Source organism: Streptomyces sp. 3211.6 (genome assembly GCF_003634815.1).
In the GTDB taxonomy this organism is placed as follows: Bacteria; Actinomycetota; Actinomycetes; order Streptomycetales; family Streptomycetaceae; genus Streptomyces; species Streptomyces katrae_A.
Map to the genome: position 1 here is coordinate 3801944 of NZ_RBXC01000001.1, position 15496 is coordinate 3817439.

16 protein-coding genes and 1 tRNA gene are annotated in these 15496 nt (G+C 72.7%); 9 read left to right on the forward strand and 8 right to left on the reverse strand.

From position 1 onward, the window contains the following. Positions 1-24 precede the first annotated feature (24 nt). The gene (nth, locus tag BX286_RS17385) at positions 25-888 is read right to left on the reverse strand and encodes an endonuclease III (RefSeq protein WP_311736938.1); all 864 of its coding nucleotides are present in this window, start codon (positions 886-888) and stop codon (positions 25-27) included. A gap of 335 nt (positions 889-1223) precedes the next feature. Between nth and BX286_RS17390 the strand changes: the two genes are divergently transcribed. Next, positions 1224-1898 (forward strand): Crp/Fnr family transcriptional regulator, encoded by a 675-nt coding sequence (locus tag BX286_RS17390; RefSeq protein ID WP_042811540.1) that lies wholly within the window; start codon positions 1224-1226, stop codon positions 1896-1898. A 126-nt stretch (positions 1899-2024) separates the two neighbouring features. Further along, on the forward strand, positions 2025-2834 hold the full coding sequence (locus BX286_RS17395) for a nucleotidyltransferase domain-containing protein (RefSeq protein WP_100863408.1): 810 nt from the start codon (positions 2025-2027) through the stop codon (positions 2832-2834). A 3-nt stretch (positions 2835-2837) separates the two neighbouring features. Here the strand turns inward: BX286_RS17395 and BX286_RS17400 are convergent, their stop codons facing one another. The 5 genes from BX286_RS17400 to BX286_RS17420 all read right to left on the reverse strand — a co-directional run bounded on the left by BX286_RS17400 (position 2838) and on the right by BX286_RS17420 (position 6083). Further along, positions 2838-3143: a ribosomal protein L7/L12 gene (locus BX286_RS17400; protein ID WP_079428210.1), complete on the reverse strand. Its 306-nt coding sequence runs from the start codon at positions 3141-3143 to the stop codon at positions 2838-2840. Further along, on the reverse strand, positions 3140-3985 hold the full coding sequence (locus BX286_RS17405; RefSeq protein WP_121015424.1) for an MBL fold metallo-hydrolase: 846 nt from the start codon (positions 3983-3985) through the stop codon (positions 3140-3142). The genes BX286_RS17400 and BX286_RS17405 overlap by 4 nt, the downstream gene beginning before the upstream one ends. Then, positions 3982-4890, reverse strand: a complete 909-nt coding sequence (locus tag BX286_RS17410; RefSeq protein ID WP_121015426.1) for an NUDIX hydrolase — start codon at positions 4888-4890, stop codon at positions 3982-3984. Before BX286_RS17410 ends, BX286_RS17405 begins: the two co-directional genes overlap by 4 nt. Before the next feature lie 561 nt (positions 4891-5451). Beyond that, complete coding sequence (locus tag BX286_RS17415; RefSeq protein WP_079428216.1) at positions 5452-5925, reverse strand: RidA family protein; 474 nt, start codon at positions 5923-5925, stop codon at positions 5452-5454. Then, positions 5922-6083 carry a DUF4177 domain-containing protein gene (locus BX286_RS17420; protein ID WP_007264966.1) on the reverse strand — a complete coding sequence of 54 codons (162 nt, stop codon included), beginning with the start codon at positions 6081-6083 and terminating at the stop codon, positions 5922-5924. The genes BX286_RS17415 and BX286_RS17420 overlap by 4 nt, the downstream gene beginning before the upstream one ends. Before the next feature lie 46 nt (positions 6084-6129). On the opposite strand from BX286_RS17420, the gene BX286_RS17425 reads away from it, so the two are divergent. Then, on the forward strand, positions 6130-7116 hold the full coding sequence (locus tag BX286_RS17425) for an ArsA-related P-loop ATPase (protein ID WP_079428218.1): 987 nt from the start codon (positions 6130-6132) through the stop codon (positions 7114-7116). Positions 7117-7133: 17 nt separating this feature from the next. Then, entirely contained in the window at positions 7134-8390 is a 1257-nt protein-coding gene (locus tag BX286_RS17430) for an ArsA family ATPase (RefSeq protein WP_398898894.1), read from the forward strand. 38 nt (positions 8391-8428) lie between these two features. On the opposite strand, the gene BX286_RS17435 is transcribed toward BX286_RS17430, so the two are convergent. Continuing rightward, positions 8429-8779, reverse strand: a complete 351-nt coding sequence (locus tag BX286_RS17435; protein WP_052713450.1) for a WhiB family transcriptional regulator — start codon at positions 8777-8779, stop codon at positions 8429-8431. 397 nt (positions 8780-9176) lie between these two features. Between BX286_RS17435 and BX286_RS17445 the strand changes: the two genes are divergently transcribed. Next, positions 9177-11510, forward strand: a complete 2334-nt coding sequence (locus BX286_RS17445; protein WP_121015428.1) for a transglycosylase domain-containing protein — start codon at positions 9177-9179, stop codon at positions 11508-11510. Positions 11511-11575: 65 nt separating this feature from the next. On the opposite strand, the gene BX286_RS17450 is transcribed toward BX286_RS17445, so the two are convergent. Next, positions 11576-12037, reverse strand: a complete 462-nt coding sequence (locus BX286_RS17450) for a GatB/YqeY domain-containing protein (protein WP_079428224.1) — start codon at positions 12035-12037, stop codon at positions 11576-11578. Positions 12038-12105: 68 nt separating this feature from the next. Between BX286_RS17450 and BX286_RS17455 the strand changes: the two genes are divergently transcribed. The 4 genes from BX286_RS17455 to BX286_RS17475 all read left to right on the forward strand — a co-directional run bounded on the left by BX286_RS17455 (position 12106) and on the right by BX286_RS17475 (position 15468). Next, positions 12106-13044 carry a metallophosphoesterase gene (locus BX286_RS17455; protein WP_079428226.1) on the forward strand — a complete coding sequence of 313 codons (939 nt, stop codon included), beginning with the start codon at positions 12106-12108 and terminating at the stop codon, positions 13042-13044. Positions 13045-13152: 108 nt separating this feature from the next. Next, positions 13153-13226, forward strand: a tRNA-Pro gene (locus BX286_RS17460). Positions 13227-13645: 419 nt separating this feature from the next. Continuing rightward, positions 13646-14143 (forward strand): potassium channel family protein, encoded by a 498-nt coding sequence (locus BX286_RS17470; RefSeq protein WP_237292910.1) that lies wholly within the window; start codon positions 13646-13648, stop codon positions 14141-14143. Further along, positions 14140-15468, forward strand: coding sequence for a chloride channel protein (locus tag BX286_RS17475; protein ID WP_121015430.1), 1329 nt, complete (start codon positions 14140-14142; stop codon positions 15466-15468). The genes BX286_RS17470 and BX286_RS17475 overlap by 4 nt, the downstream gene beginning before the upstream one ends. Positions 15469-15496: the final 28 nt, after the last annotated feature.

Sequence of the window (15496 nt, forward strand, 5' to 3'; positions counted from 1 at the left end):
CCCCCGGCGGCGCGGGCGCCCCGCTCAGGCCCCCGTACGGGCCCCCAGGGGCGCGGCGGGGAGGCCGGGGTAGTCCGGGGGCGGCGAGAGCCGCTGGCCCGGCTGGCCGCCCTTCTCGTACTTCAGCAGCTTCTTCGCCTTCTCCGGGTCGGTCTCGCCCTCCCCGTAGGCCGGGCAGAGCGGGGCGATCGGGCAGGCTCCGCAGGCGGGCCGGCGGGCGTGGCAGATGCGGCGGCCGTGGAAGACGACGCGGTGCGAGAGCATCGTCCACTCGCTCTTGGGGAAGATCGCGCAGATCTCCGCCTCGACCTTCTCGGGGTCCTCCTGCTCGGTCCACTTGAACCGGCGCACCAGCCGTCCGAAGTGGGTGTCGACGGTGATCCCGGGGACCCCGAAGGCGTTGCCGAGGACGACGTTCGCCGTTTTGCGGCCGACTCCCGGCAGCTTGACCAGGTCTTCCATGCGGCCCGGCACCTCGCCGCCGAAGTCGTCCCGCAGGGCCTGCGAGAGGCCGAGGAGGGACTTCGCCTTCGCCCGGAAGAACCCGGTCGGCCGAATGATCTCCTCCAGTTCCTCCGGCACGGCCGCGGCCATGTCCTCGGGGGTCGGGTAGGCGGCGAACAGGGCCGGGGTCGTCTGGTTCACCCGCAGGTCGGTGGTCTGCGCGGAGAGGACGGTGGCGACCAGGAGCTCGAAGGGGTTGCGGAAGTCCAGCTCCGGATGGGCGTACGGGTACACCTCGGCGAGCTCGCGGTTGATGCGGCGGGCCCGGCGGACCATGGCCAGGCGGGACTCGGGCTTGGGCGCGGCGGCCGGCCGCGGGACCCGGGCGGCCTTCGTCGCGGGCTCCGCAGCCTGCGCCGGCCCGGCCGCCCCGGCGGCCTTCACGGACTGCGATTTCTTGGCCGAAGCTTTGCCCTGGGGGGCAGGTCGGGGCGTTTCGGACGCCACCGCAGGGGCCTGTTCGCCCACGGCTGAATTCTGGGCCGCCGTCACTCCCGCGGACCCCTTGGCCTGTGCTCTCACCGGCTTATTGGACACCCGGCCAGCCTAAGGCCGGACGCTGACACCCCGCCCGGACCTCAGGTAACACCACCCCGATTGGCCTCTCGCCGCACAGCACGCCCGTCCGTCCGGCATCCTTGTGATTGATCGCACTGTTTGAGCCGTCCGGCAAAATGGGGAACGGTCCCCACTGGCCGGTCGACATAGGAGAGAGACTCGTGGACGACGTTCTGCGGCGCGCCCCGCTCTTCGCGGCGCTCGATGACGAGCAGGCCGCGGAGCTCCGCGCCTCCATGGGCGAGGTGACCCTCGCACGCGGTGACGCCCTGTTCCACGAGGGCGACCCCGGTGACCGGCTGTACGTCGTGACCGAGGGCAAGGTGAAGCTGCACCGCACCTCCCCCGACGGCCGCGAGAACATGCTGGCCGTCCTCGGCCCCGGCGAGCTGATCGGCGAGCTGTCGCTGTTCGACCCGGGCCCGCGCACCGCCACCGCCACCGCCCTGACCGAGGTCAAGCTCCTCGGCCTCGGCCACAGCGACCTCCAGCCCTGGCTGAACGCCCGGCCCGAGGTCGCGACCGCCCTGCTGCGCGCCGTCGCCCGGCGCCTGCGCAAGACCAACGACCAGATGTCCGACCTGGTCTTCTCCGACGTCCCGGGCCGCGTGGCCCGCGCGCTCCTCGACCTGTCGCGCCGCTTCGGCGTGCAGTCGGAGGAGGGCATCCACGTCGTCCACGACCTCACGCAGGAGGAGCTCGCCCAGCTCGTCGGCGCCTCGCGCGAGACCGTGAACAAGGCGCTCGCCGACTTCGCGGGCCGCGGCTGGCTGCGCCTGGAGGCGCGCGCCGTGATCCTGCTGGACGTGGAGCGGCTCGCCAAGCGCTCGCGCTGACCAAGCTTCGCGCAGGGGCCCCGTCCGGGTGTCGGACGGGGCCCCTGCGCGCGTCCGGCGGCGCGGGCCGGGCCGCCGGACGTAAATGCCCGCGGCCCGGGCCGTGCGCCGGGCACAGTAGGGATCATGGATCTCAGAGGGCTGGACGCGGACGGGTACTTCGAGCGGGAGGGCTCCCTCGGCAGGATCCAGCCCGCGTTCGCGGACCTCGTCGCCGCCGCGCGCGGCCGGCTCGTGGAGGCGTACGGGAACCGGCTCCACAGCGCCTACCTGTACGGTTCCGTGCCGCGCGGCACCGCCCGCCCCGGCCGCTCCGACCTCGACCTGCTGATCGCCCTGCACCGGGAACCCGCCGACGAGGACCGGGACACCGCCGAGGTACTGGGCCGCGGGCTCGACCAGGACTTCCCGCAGATCGACGGCGTCGGGATCCTGCTCTACGGCAAGGACCGGCTGCTGAGCGAGCAGGAACGTTACGACCTGGGCTGGTTCCTGGCCTGCCTGTGCACCCCGCTGCTCGGCGCCGACCTGGCCGAGCACCTGCCCCGCTACCGGCCCGACAGCCTGCTCGCGCGGGAGACCAACGGCGACCTGGCCGCCCTGCTGCCCCGGTGGCGGGACCGGTGGGAGGCGGCGACGGAGCCCGCCGAGTTCCGCCGGATGAACCGGTTCTTCTCGCGGCACCTGGTGCGGACCGCCTTCACGCTGGTCATGCCCGAGTGGGGCGGCTGGACCAGCGACCTCGCCGAGTCCGCGGAGGTCTTCGGCCGCTACTACCCCGAGCGGGCGGCGCAGCTGCGCGAGGCCGCCGCCGTGGCCCTGGAGCCGGTCGAGGACCCGGCCGTGGCCCGCCGGTACCTGGACGACCTCGGTCCGTGGCTGGCGGCGGAGTACGGGGCCCGGCACGGCACGAAGGCCCCGCGGCCGGGGGCGTGAGGGTCAGCCCCGGGCCTTGCCCGCCAGGTCCAGGGACTCGACGGCCTGCTTGGCCTCCGCCAGGCCCGCGCCGGTGATCTCCCGGTAGGCCTTGATCGCCGAGACGGTCCGGCCCTCGCGCATCAGCGCGCGTACTCCGTCCAGCCCGGCCGGCTCCGGCTCCTCGACGCCCAGGTGCTCCAGCACCAGGCCGAGCCGCCGCTCCAGCCGGTCCGCGCGGTCCTGCAGGGCGCGCATGCGCAGGCTCACCGTGGAGGTGATCCAGCCCGCGGCCGCGAGCACCGCGAGCAGCACGTACAGCGTGTTCATTCAGGTCCCCCCGGGATCAGTCCGTGTTCACGAAGGTACTCGAGCTGCGCGCGCACGGACCATTCGGCGGCCGGCCACAGCGAGCGGTCCACGTCCGCGTAGACGTGGGCGACGACGGCCTCCGGGGTGACCAGACCGTCCTCGACCGCCGTCTCGACCTGGGCGAGCCGGTGGGCGCGGTGGGCCAGGTAGTACTCCACGGCGCCCTGCGCGTCCTCCAGGACCGGGCCGTGCCCCGGCAGCACGGTGTGGACCCCGTCGTCGACGGTGAGGGAGCGCAGGCGGCGCAGGGAGTCCAGGTAGTCGCCCAGGCGGCCGTCGGGGTGCGCGACGACGGTCGTCCCGCGGCCCAGGATGGTGTCGCCGGTCAGCACGGCCCCGTCGGCCGGCAGGTGGAAGCACAGGGAGTCGGCGGTGTGGCCGGGCGTGGCCACGACCCGCATCTCCAGGCCGCCGGTGCGGATCACGTTCCCCGCGGCCAGGCCCTCGTCGCCCAGGCGCAGCGCCGGGTCCAGGGCGCGCACCTTGGTGCCGGTCAGCTCGGCGAAGCGGCCGGCGCCCTCGGCGTGGTCGGGGTGGCCGTGGGTGAGGAGGGTCAGCGCGACCCGCTTGCCCGCCTGCTCGGCGGTGGCGATGACGGCGCGCAGGTGCGCCTCGTCGAGGGGGCCCGGGTCGATGACGACGGCGAGCTCGGAGTCGGGCTCGGAGACCAGCCAGGTGTTGGTGCCGTCCAGGGTCATGGCCGACGGGTTGGGGGCCAGGATGTTGACCGCGCGGGCGGTGGCCGGTCCGGAGACGACCGTTCCGCGGGGCTGGCCGGGCAGGGCCGCTGCGTCGGTCATGCGGGGCCTCCTCCGAGGGTGACGCGCTTGGTGAACTCGTCGTGGCCCGGCCAGCTGAGCACGACCACGCCGTCCTCCAGCGTGGCCTCGGCCAGCACCGGGGTGAGGTCCTGCGCGCCGGACGCCGCGAGGGCGTCGGCGGCGGCCCCGTACGGCTCCAGGGAGCGCAGGGTGGAGATGGTGGGCGGCATCATCAGCAGCTCGCCCGCGTCGTAGCCGGCGGCGGCGTCCTGCGGGCGGATCCAGACGGTCCGGTCGGCCTCGGTGGAGGCGTTGCGCGTGCGCTGGCCCTCCGGGAGGGCGGCGACGAAGAACCACGTGTCGTAGCGGCGGGGCTCGAACTCGGGGGTGATCCAGCGGGCCCAGGCCCCGAGCAGGTCGGAGCGCAGCAGCAGGCCGCGGCGGTCGAGGAACTCGGCGAAGGACAGCTCGCGGCCGACGAGGGCCTGCCGGTCGGCCTCCCAGTCGTCCCCGGTGGTGTCGCCGACGACGGTGTCCGGGGTCTTCCCGGCGAGCAGGACGCCCGCCTCCTCGAAGGTCTCGCGGACCGCGCCGCAGACGATCGCCTGGGCGGTGGCGGCGTCGGTACCGAGGCGTGCCGCCCACTGCTCCTGGTCCGGGCCGGCCCAGCCGATGCGGTGGTCCTCGTCGCGGGGGTCGACCCCGCCGCCGGGGTAGGCGTAGGCGCCGCCGGCGAACGCCATGGAGGAGCGGCGGCGCAGCATGTGCACGGCCGGGCCGGCGGGGGTGTCGCGGAGCAGCATCACCGTGGCGGCGCGCCGGGGCTCCGCGGGGGTGAGGGCGCCTTCCGCCAGGGCGCGGATGCGGGCGGGCCACTCCGGGGGGTACCACTGGCCTCCGGCGGGGGGCTCGGGCGAGGGCTGACCGTGCTGACCATTCGGCATGGCCGGATGCTACGACCATCCGGCCCGATGTTCGAGGGCCGCTCCTGCCGGACGGCGTCCGCCGGCCTGCCGGACGGGGCCCCGGCCACGGCGGGTCCGGCGCCGCGGGTCCGGCGCCGCGGCCCCCGGCCGTCACGGGTCCGGCGCCGCGGCCCCCGGCCGTCACGGGTCCTGCCGTCACGGGTCCTGCCGTCGCTGCCCCAGCCGTCACGGGTCCTGCGCCGCGGCCCCCGGCCGTCGCGGGGGGGGGCGGCCGTCGCGGGTGCGGCCGTCGCGGGTGCGGCCGTCGCGGGTGCGGCCGTCGCTGCCCCAGCCGTCACGGGTCCTGCGCCGCGGCCCCCGGCCGTCGCAGGGGGCGGCCGTCGCGGGTGCGGCCGTTGTGCCTCGGATGCCGGCGGGGCCGTTCACAGCCCCGCCGGCCTGGGAGGCGACGGGCGCGCAGCGCCCGGGGAACCGCCCCGCCCGGCCACCGGCGGGCGGAGTCCGGCGCAGCGGCGCGGGGCCGGCAAGGCGCCCCGGCGCCGGGCGGCGCGAGCGGTACGGCGAGGCCGAGAAGGGCCCTCAGGCGTCCGGGGCGAGTTCCACCTGGATCTCGACCTCGACCGGGGCGTCCAGCGGGAGGACCGCCACGCCGACCGCGCTGCGGGCGTGCACGCCCTTGTCGCCGAGGACCTCGCCCAGCAGCTCGCTCGCGCCGTTCAGCACGCCCGGCTGCCCCGTGAAGTCGGGGGCCGAGGCGACGAAGCCGACGACCTTCACCACGCGCGCGATCCGGTCCAGGTCACCGGCCACGGACTTCACGGCGGCCAGCGCGTTCAGCGCGCACGTCGCCGCCAGCTCCTTGGCCTGCTCCGGCGAAACCTCCGCGCCGACCTTGCCGGTCAGCGGGAGCTTGCCCTGCACCATCGGGAGCTGCCCCGCGGTGTACACGTACGCGCCCGAGCGCACCGCCGGCTGGTACGCGGCCAGCGGCGGGACGACCTCGGGGAGGGTCAGGCCGAGCTCGGCGAGCCGGGCCTCGACGGCGCCGCTCATGCCTTCTCCCGCTTGAGGTAGGCCACGAGCTGCTCGGGGTTGTTCGGGCCGGGCACGACCTGGACGAGCTCCCAGCCGTCCTCGCCCCAGGTGTCCAGGATCTGCTTGGTGGCGTGGACCAGCAGGGGGACCGTCGCGTATTCGAACTTCTTGGTCATGGGGGCGAGCGTAACGCCTGAGCGGGAGTGGTTAGGCTCGGAGGTTGTGAGCAGGCTCCAGGTGGTCAGCGGCAAGGGCGGCACCGGCAAGACCACGGTCGCCGCCGCACTCGCGCTGGCCCTCGCGCGCGAGGGCAGGCGGACTCTACTCGTGGAGGTCGAGGGCAGGCAGGGCATCGCACAGCTATTCGGCACGGAAGCGCTCCCCTACGAGGAGCGGAAGATCGCCGTCGCGCCGGGCGTGGGCGGCGGAGAGGTGTACGCGCTCGCCATCGACGCGGAGCGGGCGCTGCTGGACTACCTCCAGATGTTCTACAAGCTCGGGTCGGCGGGACGCGCCCTGAAGAAGCTCGGGGCCATCGACTTCGCGACGACCATCGCACCCGGTCTGCGGGACGTCCTGCTGACCGGCAAGGCGTGCGAGGCGGTGCGGCGGAAAGACAAGGCCGGGCGGTTCGTCTACGACCACGTGATCATGGACGCCCCGCCGACCGGCCGGATCACCCGCTTCCTGAACGTCAACGACGAAGTGGCGGGGCTGGCCCGCTTCGGGCCGATCCACAACCAGGCGCAGGCCGTCATGAAGGTGCTCAAGTCCCCGGACACCGCCGTGCACCTGGTGACCCTGCTGGAGGAGATGCCGGTCCAGGAGACCGCCGACGGGATCGAGGAACTGCGCACGGCCGGACTTCCGTTCGGGCGGGTCATCGTCAACATGGTGCGCCCGCACCACCTGGACGAGGACACCCTGCGCACGGCCGCCGAGGGCCGGCGCCCCGGAATCGCCAAGGCCCTGTCCCGGGCGGGTCTCGGCGGGGCCCGGCGGGGCGGGCTGGCCGAGCGGCTGGTGGAGCCGCTGCTGGCACAGGCCGCCGAGCACGCGAGCCGCGTCGAGCTGGAGCGGGAGCAGCGCGCGGTGCTGGCGGGGCTTCAGGTGCCGACGTACGAACTCCCCCTGCTGGGCTCGGGGATGGAGCTGGCCGGGCTGTACGAGCTGGCGACGGAGCTGCGCAAGCAGGCGGACGCGCAATGAGCGGGAGCGGGAACACCATGGGCCTGGACACGCCGCAGCGGCTGGCGGTCGACGCGCTGCTGGACGACCCCACGACGCGGATCATCGTGTGCTGCGGCGCGGGCGGGGTCGGCAAGACCACGACGGCCGCGGCGCTGGGCGTACGGGCGGCCGAGCGGGGGCGGAAGGTGGTGGTGCTGACCATCGACCCGGCGCGCCGGCTGGCGCAGTCGATGGGCATCGACTCGCTGGACAACACCCCGCGCAGGGTCGAGGGGGTGGACGGCGACGGCGGTGAACTGCACGCCATGATGCTGGACATGAAGCGGACCTTCGACGAGATCGTCGAGGCGCACGCGGACCGCGAGCGGGCGCGGGCGATCCTGGCGAACCCCTTCTACCAGTCCCTGTCGGCCGGCTTCGCGGGCACGCAGGAGTACATGGCGATGGAGAAGCTGGGCCAGCTGCGGGCGAAGGACGACTGGGACCTGATCGTCGTGGACACCCCGCCGAGCCGCTCCGCGCTGGACTTCCTCGACGCGCCGAAGCGGCTGGGGTCCTTCCTGGACGGGAAGTTCATCCGGGTGCTGATGGCTCCGGCGAAGGTCGGCGGGCGGGCCGGGATGAAGTTCCTGAACGTCGGCATGTCGATGATGACCGGCACGCTGAGCAAGCTGATGGGGGCTTCGCTGCTGAAGGACGTGCAGACGTTCGTGGCGGCGATGGACACGATGTTCGGCGGGTTCCGCACCCGCGCCGACGCGACGTTCCGTCTGCTCCAGGCGCCGGGCACGGCCTTCCTGGTGGTCGCGGCGCCCGAGCCGGACGCGCTGCGCGAGGCGGCGTACTTCGTGGAACGGCTGGCCGCCGAGAGCATGCCGCTGGCGGGTCTGGTGCTGAACCGGGTGCACGGCAGCGACGCGCGGCAGCTGTCCGCGGAGCGGGCGCTGGCGGCTGCAGAGAATCTTGAAGAAGGCGGCATTGTCGATCAGGAGCCCGGGAAAGCTGGACTTCGTGACGCCGACGACGGCTCCCCCGCCGTGGACGACGTGGACGACATGAACACCGCGGACGGCTCCGGTGACGCTGACGCGATCACTGCGGGGCTGCTGCGCCTGCACGCGGAACGCATGCAGGTGATCGCGCGGGAACAGCGCACGCGCGATCGCTTCACCTCGCTGCATCCCGAGGTGGCGGTGGCCGAAGTGGCCGCCCTGCCCGGCGATGTGCACGACCTCGCCGGGCTGCGGGCCATCGGAGAGCGACTCGCGGCCGGGGTTCCGGCCGGAGCTTGACCGTGGTGACGAGTGCTTCCTGCGCGGTGTCCGGGTGGCTACCCGGCCGCCGCGTAGGTCTCGTACGCCACGTCGATCTCCGCGCCGACATCCACGGTGAGGATGCCGGTACTGCGCTCGTACTCCGTGCGAGCGGTTTCGAGCAGCCGTCGCCACGAGGTGACGGTGGGACGCCTGCGCAACAAAGCGCGCCGTTCCCGCTCGGTCATTCCGCCCCACACTCCGAACTCGACACGATTGTCGAGCGCGTCGGCCAGGCACTCGGTCCGCACCGGGCATCCGGTGCACACCGCCTTGGCCCTGTTCTGTGCCGCTCCTTGAACGAACAGTTCATCCGGATCGGTAGTGCGGCAGGCTGCCTGCGCACTCCAGTCGGTTACCCAGCCCATCCCGGTGCCGTCCTCTCCCGAATCGAGGCTCCCCCACGGCGGTAGCGGCATATTCACCGCTGCCAGTTGAGGACGTTACGGAAGGCGAGGACGCCGCAACACCCCCGACGGGCCCAATCTTGAATGGTCCGAACGGACTATGGGTAAGCGGCAGATCACCCGACGGAGTGATCCGGCGACATGCCCGGCCATTCCGGCGATTCGGGTGAAATCAGGGAAGCGCCGGTGAGCGGCCGTCAGAGCGAAGGGCGAGATTCGGACATCCGTCCACCCCATTCGGGAAGGGTGAAAATCAAGCCGAAGGGTTGATGTCGCACCACACTCCTGTGACAGTTGGGGACAGCTTAGGCCAAGGCATTCGCGCGTGTCCGGCGAATGAGAACGTAGGCTGCCCTCCATGGGAAAGAAGCGCTCGGGCGCAGGGCTCACGGGGCCGCAGCAGGCCACCAGGTTCCTCGGTTTGTCGGTTCTCTCCGGAGTCGTTCTCGCCGGCATCGCGATCCCGGGCGCCGGTGCGCTGGGTCTCGCCGCCAAGGGCACCGTCGAGGGTTTCGATGAGATCCCGGCCAATCTCAAGACGCCTCCGCTGAGCCAGCGGACCACCATTCTGGACGCCGAGGGTGGCCTGATCGCCACCGTCTATTCGCGGGACCGGCAGGTGGTCCCGCTCACGGCCATCTCGCCGTACATGCAGAAGGCGATCGTCGCGATCGAGGACTCGCGTTTCTACGAGCACGGCGCCGTCGACCTCAAGGGCATCCTGCGCGCGGTCAACCGCAACGCGCAGGAGGGCGGCGCCGCGCAGGGCGCCTCCACGCTGACGCAGCAGTACGTGAAGAACGTCTTCGTCGAGGAGGCCGGCGACGACCCGGCCAAGGTCGCCGAGGCGCAGCAGAAGAGCCTCGGGCGCAAGATCCGCGAGCTGAAGTACTCGATCCAGGTCGAGGAGGAGCTCGGGAAGAAGAAGATCCTCGAGAACTACCTCAACATCACCTACTTCGGGCAGGCGGCCTACGGCATCGAGTCCGCGGCCCAGCGCTACTTCAGCAAGCCGGCCAAGGACCTGACCCTGGACGAGTCGGCCCTGCTGGCCGGCGTCGTGCAGTCGCCGAGCCGGTTCGACCCGGTGAACGACGCGCAGGAGGCGATGAAGCGCCGCAACGTCGTCCTCCAGCGGATGGCCGACGTGAAGGACATCTCGCAGGCCGAGGCCGACGAGGCGAAGAAGCTGCCGGTCACCCTGAAGGTGACCCGCCCGAAGAACGGCTGCATCACCGCCGTCAAGGGTGCCGGCTTCTTCTGCGACTACGTGCGCAACACCTTCCTGTCCGACCCGGTCTTCGGCAAGACCCGCGAGGAGCGGGCGAAGGTCTGGAACCAGGGCGGTCTGACGGTCCGCACCACCCTGGACCCGCAGTCGCAGGACGCCGCGAACAACTCGATCCGCGACCACGTCAACCAGGACGACTCGATCGCCACGGCCGTGACCATGGTCCAGCCGGGCACGGGCCGGATCCTGGCGATGGGCCAGTCCAAGCCGTACGGCTTCGGGAAGAACGAGACGCAGATCAACTACTCCGTCGACAAGCGGATGGGCGGCTCCAACTTCGGCTTCCAGGTCGGCTCCACGTTCAAGCCCTTCATCGCGGCCGCGGCCATAGAGAAGGGAGTGGAGCCGACGAAGGTCTACTCGGCTCCGAACAAGATGGACTACCCGAGCCCGGTCTCCCGGTGCGAGGGCACCCCGCCGTGGCAGAACCTGCCGCTGGACGGCGGCAAGCTGCAGACCGCCCAGAACGAGACGGCGGACGAGCAGGGCCCGTACGCGCTGAAGACGGCGATGGAGAAGTCCATCAACACCTACTTCGTGCAGATGATCTCCGACATCGGGCTCTGCCCGGTGACGGAGATGACGCAGAAGCTCGGCGTGGTCCCGGCCAGCGGGGTGAAGCTGCCCGAGGAGCCGTCCATCGCGCTCGGCTCGGCCGAGATGTCCCCGCTGACGATGGCCAACGCGTACGCCGCATTCGCCAACCGGGGCGTCTACTGCACCCCGATCGCCCTGGAGTCGATCACCGACGCCCACGGCAAGGCGCTCGCGGTGCCCAAGAGCAAGTGCGATCGGGCCATGTCCCAGGACACCGCCGACACGATCAACAACCTGCTGCGCGGAGTGGTCGACTCCGGCACCGGTGAGAAGGCCGGCCTGACCGACCGCGACAACGCGGGCAAGACCGGTACCACCGACAACCGCTACAACGCCTGGTTCGTGGGCTACACCCCGAACATGTCCGGCGCGGTGTGGGTCGGCTCCGGCGGCGCGAAGAAGATCACGATGGAGGACATCACCATCGGCGGTCAGTACTACCCGAAGGTCTTCGGCGGCGGCCTGCCCGGCCCGATCTGGAAGGACGCGGTCTCGGGCGCGCTGGCCGGCCGGGAGGCACCGCCCTTCGCGAACGTCCACGTCCCGGACCCGGTGGTCGGGGGCGGCGGCGGCAACGGCGGCGGGGCCGGCGGCAACGGCGGCGGCGGACGGGGCAACACCCCGAACCAGCCGACGAACCCGCGCAAGCCCGGGAAGCCCGGCAAGCCGGGCGGCGACGGCAAGCCCGGCGACAGCCGGCCCGGCACGGCCGGCGGTGCCGGCACCCCGGCCGACCCGCCGGTCAACCCGATCCCCGGGCTCCCCGCGGACCCGGGCCTGATCGGGGGCAACGAAACCCAGTAGCAGCACGGGGGAGGGCCCCGGCCGGATCATCCGGCCGGGGCCCTCCCCCGTCTTCCCCGCGCGACTTACGAAAGCCGCTTCTTGACGGCGGCGGCGACGCGGCCGCCCTCCGCCAGACCCGCCACCTTCGGGTTCACGATCTTCATGACGGCGCCCATGGCCCGCGGCCCCTCGGCACCGGCCGCCCTGGCCTCCTCGACCGCCGCGGCCACGATCGCGTCGAGCTCGTCGTCGCCGAGCTGCTTGGGCAGGTAGGCGTCGAGGAACTCGCCCTCCGCCGTCTCGCGCGCGGCCTGCTCGTCGCGGCCGCCCTGGGCGAAGGCCTCCGCGGCCTCGCGGCGCTTCTTCGCCTCCTTCGCGATCACCTTGAGGACCTCGTCGTCGGAGAGCACGCGCGCCTCCTTGCCCGCGACCTCCTCCTTGGTGATGGCGGCGAGGGTCAGGCGCAGCGTGGACGAACCGAGTTCGTCGCGCGCCTTGATGGCGGTGGTGAGGTCTTCCTGGAGCTTGGCCTTGAGCGTGGTCATGCCCTTGAGTCTGCCAGGTGCGGGGGCTGTGGCGCCCATCCGTTTTCCGCGTCTGCGACCATGGGGCCATGCGTGCGCGTTACGGAGTACCCCTGAAGGTCACCGCCTCGGTCGCGGCGGTGGGGGCCGCGGGAGTGGCCTACGCCGCCGGGTTCGAGGCCCGCTCCTTCCGGCTGCGCCGGGTCACCGTTCCGGTGCTCCCCGCCGGGGCCCGCCCGCTGCGCGTCCTGCAGGTGTCGGACATCCACATGGTCGGCGGGCAGCGCAAGAAGCGCGCCTGGCTCCAGTCCCTCGCCGGGCTGCGCCCCGATTTCGTCGTCAACACCGGTGACAACCTCTCCGACACCGAGGGCGTGCCGGAGCTCCTCGACGCGCTCGGTCCGCTGATGGAGTTCCCGGGCGTGTACGTCTTCGGCTCCAACGACTACTACGGGCCGCGGCTGCGCAACCCGGGCCGCTACCTGATCGAGAAGGCCCAGGGCCGGCACGGCCTGAACGGCAACAAGCCGGTCGTCGGCGCCGTCCACAACCCCTGGGAGGGGATGCGGGACGCCTTCGACGCGGCGGGCTGGCTGAACCTGACCAACACCCGGGGCCGGCTGAAGCTGGGCGGCATGGAGCTGGCGTTCACCGGCCTGGACGACCCGCACATCAAGCGCGACCGCTACGAGCGGGTCGCGGGCGGCCCGGAAGCGGACGCGGACTTCTCGATCGCCGTGGTGCACGCCCCGTACCTGCGGGTGCTGGAGTCCTTCACCGCCGACCACTACCCGCTGATCCTGGCCGGGCACACGCACGGCGGCCAGCTGTGCATCCCCTTCTACGGGGCCCTGGTCACCAACTGCGACCTCGACACGAAGCGGGTCAAGGGGCTGTCGACGTACGAGGCCGGGGGCGAGCGCGCCTACCTCCACGTCTCGGCGGGCTGCGGCACCAACCGCTTCACCCCGGTCCGCTTCGCCTGCCCCCCGGAGGCCACCCTCCTGACCCTCGCCCCGAAGCCCTAGAACCCGGGCGGGGCCCCCGCGGGCACCCCGCGAAAACCGGATTTCGTCTCCGGCGCCGGGTCCGCTAAAGTAATCGATGTCGCCAGGCAGAAACGCCGGGGCGGCGATCGGGGTGTAGCGCAGCTTGGCAGCGCGCTTCGTTCGGGACGAAGAGGTCGTGGGTTCAAATCCCGCCACCCCGACTTCGTAAGACCAGGTCAAGGGCCTGATCCACTCAGTGGATCAGGCCCTTCCTGCGTCTCCGGTGGCTGCTGGGCATCGCCTTCGGGCCGATCGTCTCCTGGAGCCCGATGGCCGCACTGGCCGCACAGGCCGCGTTCATGGTGATGGTCTGCTTCGCGACGGTCGACCGTCGGGATCATCGGCCTGCACAAGCACAGCGCCCGCAAGCACCGCGAAGAGTGAGCAAGCGGGGTGGTGGGTGGGGTACGCCGTTCGGGGGTGGCGCCAAGTGCTGGCGGGCTTGGCTGTGTTCTCTGCCTGTGCGCTGGTGGCGGTGTGTGGGGTGCGGGTGGGGGTGGGGGGTGTTGGAATGCCCGGAGGGGGGTGGCGGGTGTGAGGAGGTGTGGGTATGGGGTGTGGTGGCTTTCGGCTCGGGGGTGTGCTGGGGCACCTGCTGCTGCCCGCCGGGACGGTGGTGCTGATCACCTGGCTGTACTACCTGGCTCCGCTCGACTACGGCTTCGGGGCCGTGGCGGTCCTGGCGCTGGCCGGGGGGCTGTTGCTCTTCGGGTGTCTGGTGCTGTGGCAGGTCGGCGCCATCGCCCGTTCGGCGCGTCCGCGGCTGCGGGCCCTGGAGGCGATGGCCACCGCCGTGCCGTTGTTCCTGGTCCTGTTCGCGTCGACGTACTTCCTGCTGTCGCGTGACCGGCCCCTGTCGTTCTCGGAGCCTCTGAGCAGGACCGACGCCCTGTACTTCGCGGTGACGGTGTTCGCGACCGTGGGGTTCGGGGACATCGCGCCGGCCGACGGGACGGCGCGGGCGCTGACCACCGTGCAGATGGTGGCCGACCTGATCGTGGTGGGACTGGTCGCCAAGGTGCTCCTCGGCGCGGTCCAGACCGGGCTGTCCCGGCAGCCCGAAAGGAGCGGGCCGTGACCGCGACGCAGGCGGGGGAGGCGGAACTGCTGCGGGGGCTGCTCAAGACGCCTCCGTACCGGAAGACGCTGGCGTTGTGCGCCCTGGTCGGCATTCCGGTGTCCCTGGTGTGCTTCTGGTTCCTGGCCGGGCTGCACGAGTTGCAGCACCTGGTGTGGGAGAGCCTGCCGCACGGGCTGGGCTGGGAGACGGCGCCGTGGTGGTGGCCGCTGCCGTTGCTGCTGGTCGCGGGGGTCGTGGTGGGCTGGGTGGCCGCCCGGCTGCCCGGTGCGGGCGGGCACGTTCCGGCGGCCGGGCTGGCCGTGGGCGGGGCCTCGACCACGGCGTTGCCCGGGGTGGTGCTCGCCGCGACCGCGAGCCTGCCGCTGGGTGCGGTACTGGGTCCCGAGGCCCCGCTGATCGCCCTGGGCGGCGGCCTCGCGCTGCTGCTGCGGGACCTCGCGCGCGGGCCGGGAACCCCGCAGGCCAGTGTGCTCATGGGGGTGGCGGGGGCCTCCGCGGCCATTTCGGCGATCTTCGGGAGCCCGCTGATCGCGGCGGTGCTGCTGATCGAGGTGGTGGGGGTGGGCGGGCCCCAGCTGGTCGCCGTCATGCTGCCCGCGCTGCTGTCCAGCGGGCTGGGGGCGCTGGTGTTCACCGGCTTCGGGCGGTGGACCGGGCTGAAGACCGGCGGGCTGACCGTCAAGATCCCCGAGGCGGCGCCCCGGCTGGACGTGGCGGACGTGGGCTGGGGGCTGCTGCTGGCGGTGGCCGTGGCGGTGGTGCTGCGGCTGACGGTGGGTGCGGGGCAGGGCGTCGCCGCCTTCGTGACCCGGCAGACCGTCGCCCGCACGGCGCTGTGCGCGCTCGGCTCCGGGGTGTGCGCGGCGGTGTACGCCCTGGTCACCGACCGGTCCCCGGCGGAGGTCGCCTCGTCCGGGCAGGCCACGATGGCCTCGCTGGTCGGGAACCCGCACGCCTGGGGGGTGGGCGTGCTGGTGGCGGTGCTGCTGTGCAAGACGGCCGCGTACGCGCTGTGCCTCGGCAGCCTGCGCGGCGGCCCGATCTTCCCGGCCCTGTTCCTGGGGGCCGCGGCCGGGGTGCTCGCGGCGCCGCTGCCGGGCCTGGGCGTGGTGCCGGCCGTCGCGGCGGGGCTGGCCGCGGCCGGTGTCAGCGTGCTGGGGCTGCCGGTCAGCAGTGCGGTGATGGCGCTGCTGCTGACCGGCAGCCCGTCGATGACGCCGGTGGTCATCCTGGCGACGGTCGCCGCCCTGATCACCGCCGAGCTCCTGCCGGTGGGACGCAAGCGCCGCGAACCGGCGCACCCTGCCGGTCAGCGGGCCTGAGCCCGGCCGGAGGACTGCGGGGGCCTAT

Excerpts from the sequence above, each read along its gene's own strand:
- BX286_RS17395 (WP_100863408.1), top strand. The coding sequence starts at position 2,025 with ATGGATCTCAGAGGGCTGGACGCGGACGGGTACTTCGAGCGGGAGGGC.
- BX286_RS17400 (WP_079428210.1), bottom strand. The coding sequence starts at position 3,143 with ATGAACACGCTGTACGTGCTGCTCGCGGTGCTCGCGGCCGCGGGCTGG.
- BX286_RS17405 (WP_121015424.1), bottom strand. The coding sequence starts at position 3,985 with ATGACCGACGCAGCGGCCCTGCCCGGCCAGCCCCGCGGAACGGTCGTC.
- BX286_RS17410 (WP_121015426.1), bottom strand. The coding sequence starts at position 4,890 with ATGCCGAATGGTCAGCACGGTCAGCCCTCGCCCGAGCCCCCCGCCGGA.
- BX286_RS17415 (WP_079428216.1), bottom strand. The coding sequence starts at position 5,925 with ATGAGCGGCGCCGTCGAGGCCCGGCTCGCCGAGCTCGGCCTGACCCTC.
- BX286_RS17420 (WP_007264966.1), bottom strand. The coding sequence starts at position 6,083 with ATGACCAAGAAGTTCGAATACGCGACGGTCCCCCTGCTGGTCCACGCC.
- BX286_RS17430 (WP_398898894.1), top strand. The coding sequence starts at position 7,134 with ATGGGCCTGGACACGCCGCAGCGGCTGGCGGTCGACGCGCTGCTGGAC.
- BX286_RS17435 (WP_052713450.1), bottom strand. The coding sequence starts at position 8,779 with ATGGGCTGGGTAACCGACTGGAGTGCGCAGGCAGCCTGCCGCACTACC.
- BX286_RS17445 (WP_121015428.1), top strand. The coding sequence starts at position 9,177 with ATGGGAAAGAAGCGCTCGGGCGCAGGGCTCACGGGGCCGCAGCAGGCC.
- BX286_RS17450 (WP_079428224.1), bottom strand. The coding sequence starts at position 12,037 with ATGACCACGCTCAAGGCCAAGCTCCAGGAAGACCTCACCACCGCCATC.
- BX286_RS17455 (WP_079428226.1), top strand. The coding sequence starts at position 12,106 with ATGCGTGCGCGTTACGGAGTACCCCTGAAGGTCACCGCCTCGGTCGCG.